Source organism: Streptomyces kebangsaanensis (assembly GCF_001906585.1).
GTDB lineage: Bacteria > Actinomycetota > Actinomycetes > Streptomycetales > Streptomycetaceae > Streptomyces > Streptomyces kebangsaanensis.
Genome location: NZ_JUJA01000027.1, coordinates 1 through 4,272, shown reverse-complemented (window position 1 = coordinate 4,272; position 4,272 = coordinate 1). Strand labels below are relative to the sequence as shown.

The 4,272-nt window shown below is 62.1% G+C and carries 4 protein-coding genes; 3 read left to right on the top strand and 1 reads right to left on the bottom strand.

Annotation, left to right across the window (positions count from 1 at the left end):
* Positions 1-62: 62 nt before the first annotated feature.
* On the bottom strand, positions 63-446 hold the full coding sequence (locus tag RH94_RS02625; RefSeq protein ID WP_073946048.1) for a transposase: 384 nt from the start codon (positions 444-446) through the stop codon (positions 63-65).
* Between the two features lie 1,104 nt (positions 447-1,550).
* Here RH94_RS02625 and RH94_RS46545 point away from each other — a divergent pair.
* The 3 genes from RH94_RS46545 to RH94_RS02615 are packed head-to-tail and all read left to right on the top strand — an operon-like array spanning position 1,551 to position 4,123.
* Positions 1,551-2,174 (top strand): helix-turn-helix domain-containing protein, encoded by a 624-nt coding sequence (locus RH94_RS46545; RefSeq protein WP_073946047.1) that lies wholly within the window; start codon positions 1,551-1,553, stop codon positions 2,172-2,174.
* A gap of 3 nt (positions 2,175-2,177) precedes the next feature.
* Complete coding sequence (locus RH94_RS40205; protein WP_143203940.1) at positions 2,178-2,675, top strand: hypothetical protein; 498 nt, start codon at positions 2,178-2,180, stop codon at positions 2,673-2,675.
* Between the two features lie 59 nt (positions 2,676-2,734).
* Positions 2,735-4,123: an IS1380 family transposase gene (locus RH94_RS02615; protein WP_073945630.1), complete on the top strand. Its 1,389-nt coding sequence runs from the start codon at positions 2,735-2,737 to the stop codon at positions 4,121-4,123.
* Positions 4,124-4,272 lie beyond the last annotated feature (149 nt).

The following is a 4,272-nucleotide window of genomic DNA, read 5'->3' as shown; positions in this document are numbered from 1 at the left end:
GATGCCCAACTTGCCCTCGATGCCGGCGAACGCGTCATCGACCACCGGGTCGGCTGCGGTCCTCAGTCCGCGCCCTCGGAGATCATTTCCAAGAGCGCGGAAGCTTTTCCCATGACCTCCAACGCGGCTTTGTTCCGGGCCAGTTCCTTCTCCAGCCGTTCCACCTGGCGGCGCAGCTTCTCGTTTTCCGTCTCTGCGGCCGACTTCTTAGGCCGGGCCGGGCTGGTGCGCTGGTCGACCAGCTTCTCCAATGCCCCGGCATCCCGCGCGGCCCGCCATTCCTTGACGTGCGAGTGGTAAAGGCGCTCGCGGCGCAGGACAGCGCCCTTCTCGTTCTTGGGTGCGGCGTCGTACTCGGCCACGATGCGCAGCTTGTACTCCGGACTGAAGGAACGGCGCTTCGGCCTGGGGGCCGGGTCGGACTCGGCGGGGTTGGTGCTGGTCATGAGGGGGTGGTTCTCCTGTCGTGCCCTCTCAGGCTAACCCGACTAAGCGGGGCGTCTCACCCAAGACTGACAGAGAGGGCCGCCCGTCGCATCCTCTTGAGGCGCGTGAAGGAGTTGGGAAGTCACTCACAGGAGTTACACGGCGTGAGACGCGGGAAGTGTCCCACGGGAGCTTCGAGGCGTGACGGGGCTTAGACTCGAACGCTCGGCCTTGTGCCGAGGGCCCAAACAGCGTCCTTGCGATCGCGTCTATAGCTGATCAGGAGCGATCTTGACCCCACGATGCGGCGAGCCGGTGCCCCGAAGCAGTGAAGAACAGCTATCGCGCAGCACACCAGGTCGTTACTATCTAAGTTCGTTTCACTGGGGGTGGGTCTTGGGGGATGCGTGCGCCATGGAGTAGTAGGCGTCACTCTGTGCGATTCGAGAGCCAAAACAGCGTTCGACACGTCTGTGACCTGTGGTTTTTCAGATGACTTGTCGATATTCAGCCAGTCGAGTGGTTTTTGGCCGGTCTGCACTGCTCTCACCTGGGAAAACACTGAGTGTCATTAAGGATCACTGCGGATGCCTTCACGGGGAGGGGGCTTTAGTGTTTACTAAAGATGGTAGGTGTGTGATCTGGCGAGGCAGTGGGGAGTCATTCCATGATCGCATTGAGTGCGCGGTGAGGGGTGATGGATCTTCGCCGGCGGCAAAATTTTGGGCGGATCTTGCGGCGGGNTGATCCATACTTCCAAAGTCCACCGGATGAGGATCAGATACATAACGCAGCCAAGCTGTTTGCGCACCTCAAGCATATCGGCGAAAAAGGGTATCCGCCCTATCAGAGGGCTATCAATTTCTTGAAGGATGGGATATGGGAGGTGAAACACGGTCATCGTCGGATCGCTTACTTTGACACCTTCGGTGATGGAGGTTATGAGCCCAAGGGCAGGGTTGACGATCGCCGAGATATTGACCCCGAAATGAACGATGAATTTTGGTGGTACCCGGATTTGGATCCCATCCTCCGTCTTACGAACGGATGGGCGAAAGAAGGCAAGAAAGCTCCGCCTGAGGCGATTGAACTAGCGTTGTTGGTGCGAGAGGAGGACGTAGAACATGACAAGTCGTGACGAGAAGAGCTTGATTGAGAGCTACGCCAGTTTTCCTCGCGGCGCTCAAGAGCTTTCTGCGGCGAGCCTGGCTCAGAGCGTGGTTAGCTGCTTGGAGCAGGCAAAGAGGGCGTCGGGAAAATCGAATAAGGAGCTTTCCTCGCTCTTGGGTGTATCGGAAGGGGCTGTTTCCCAGGTACTGAACAGTGACGGAAACATTCGAATCTCTACGCTTGCGCGGTATCTTCGCGCAATGGGTTTTGAACCGCGTTTGAGTGCCGATTCGGTCGAAGGCGGCGAGTCTTTGCCGTTGGCTCCGCGCCGCGTCCGCAGTCGGCGGAAGAGAAGCACCGAGGCCAGCGCTGCGCCACGCGTAGAGCGGATGAGTGTTTCCGTCTCTCGGTGCAGCGTCACGGATGGTGACGTTGTGGCACCTGCGCTGTCAGTCCTATTCGTAATGTCCGATCAGGATGACGACGTCACGAGGGCTGCGACTCGGGAACATCTAGAAACACCTAAGGTGTGGCACGTCCTTGAAAGCCCTTCGTGGCTAGCACATTTTACGGCTGAGGCGCCTGGGGCCGGTGAGGCTCAAGAGGAAGAATTTCAAGCCCGGGCCAATGGAGGCTAGCCAATGACGACTCGCAAATTTTACGCAAACGAAGGCCGCGAAGTCATTGCGGACGCGTCTTCTTTGGTGGAAGTCGTATTGGGGGACGCTTCAGCTAGGCGAGGGCCAGCAAAGCACTACAAGCCTGGTGACGCACATGTTTCAGTCGAATCTCAGGGCAACTTCAGTCGAAACCCCAAAGATCCGTCTAAAGGGTTGATCGCTTGCAGGGATCGCTATTCTGCCGAATTGCTCAATTCGGATGGAGATCGGATCGCCATTATTAAGGCATCTTTCGTTGCCGCTTTCTCTGTAGTGCGCGAGGAAGATCCGGACGAGGCAGAGCTTGAGGCATTTGCGAACTCTACGGGTCGTCTGGTGATCCGCCCCTATGCGCGAGAGTTCATTCAGCAACTGTCAACGCGTATGGGGGTTCCCTCGTTTGTGCTTGAGGTTCTGAGCCTGGATCCACCGCGTAGCGGACGGGCCGTGGACGGAGAAATCAGAAGAGGTGCCCGCTGACCTGGGATGATGGGAGTTCCTACGCTTCCACCGGTCCCGACCTGCAAGGCACCTCTCAAGTGAAATCGTCCCACAGCCCGGCGCGGGTGTTTGCCGCGTTCGACGAGCCGAATCTCATCGCGCATGCCGGACTGGTCCCGGTGATCCGGCTGGCCGAGCGGTGCGGCCTGCCGGCTCTGGTGGCCGAGAAGGTCAAACTGACCGGCGCGGCCAACGGCGCCGGCACGGCCCCCGACGCGAAGGCGATGAGCATCGTGGGCGGCATGGCCGCCGGCGCCGACTCCATCGACGACCTGGATGTCCTGCGGCACGGAGGGCTGCGGAAGCTCTTCGCAGGGGTGCGGGCACCGTCCACGCTGGGCACCTTCCTGCGCGCCTTCACCTGGGGACACGTCCGGCAACTCCAGTCCGCGACAAGCGCGTTCACCTGCAACCTGGCCGCCCACACCGGACTGGTGCCCACGACGGACGAGGTGGTGTTCGTCGACATCGACTCCAAGGTCAAGCAGGTCTACGGCCCGGCCAAGCAGGGCGCCTCGTTCGGCTACACCAAGGTCCGCGGGCTGCACTTCCAGATCGTCACGGTCAAGACGTCCACCTGCGCGCCGGTCATCGTCGCCACCCGGCTGCGCAGGGGCTCGGCGGGCTCCGGCAAGGGGGCGGCGAGTCTGCTGCGCGAGGCGCTGACCACGGTGCGGGCCATGGGGATCACCGCACAGATCATCGTGCGCGCCGACTCGGCCTACTTCTCCCACAAGGTCGTCGCCGCCTGCCGTCGGGCCGGCGCCCGCTTCTCGCTGGCCGTCGCGGTCACCAAGACGATCCGCGAAGCGATCGCGTCCATCGCCGAGGACGCCTGGACGCCGATCCGGTACACCGACGCGATCTGGGACGCCGAGGAGGAACGCTGGATCTCCGACGCCGAGATCGCCGAGATCCCGTTCACCGCGTTCACCAGCAAGAAGAAGCAGTTCCACACCACCGCCCGGCTGATCGTCCGCCGCGTGAAGCGGCTGAACCCGAAGACGGTGCCCGACGGACAAAGTGAGCTGTTCGCGGTCTGGCGCCATCATGTGGTCTTCACCGACAGCACCTTCGTCCTGACCGACGCCGAGCCCATGCATCGTGCTCACGCCGCGGTGGAACAGGTCTTCGCCGATCTGGAGGACTCCGCCCTGGCCCACCTGCCCTCGGGGAAGTTCACCGCGAACGCGGCCTGGCTCACCCTGGCCGCCACCGCCTACAACCTCACCCGCGCGGCCGGACACCTCGCTTCCGCCTTCCACGCACGGGCACGGACCGGCACGATCCGCCGTCATCTCATCGCCGTTCCGGCCCGCATCGCCCGCCCGGGACGACGAGTAGTGCTGCATCTGCCCCGACGCTGGCGCTGGGCCGACGACTTCACCGACCTGTGGACCGCCACCGGGCAGCGGATGCAGACCTGACCAACCGGACCCCCGCCCGTCCACGATCTGGAAGACCTCGGAGAACCCGCCACCGGAACGGCCATCCGGAAACCCGCCCTGCCCGGAACCGAAAATCCACCCCGAAACCAATCACACCGCGCGATCAAAGATCACGCGGTGGATCGAGG

Excerpts from the sequence above, each read along its gene's own strand:
- RH94_RS02625 (WP_073946048.1), bottom strand. The coding sequence starts at position 446 with ATGACCAGCACCAACCCCGCCGAGTCCGACCCGGCCCCCAGGCCGAAG.
- RH94_RS46545 (WP_073946047.1), top strand. The coding sequence starts at position 1,551 with ATGACAAGTCGTGACGAGAAGAGCTTGATTGAGAGCTACGCCAGTTTT.
- RH94_RS40205 (WP_143203940.1), top strand. The coding sequence starts at position 2,178 with ATGACGACTCGCAAATTTTACGCAAACGAAGGCCGCGAAGTCATTGCG.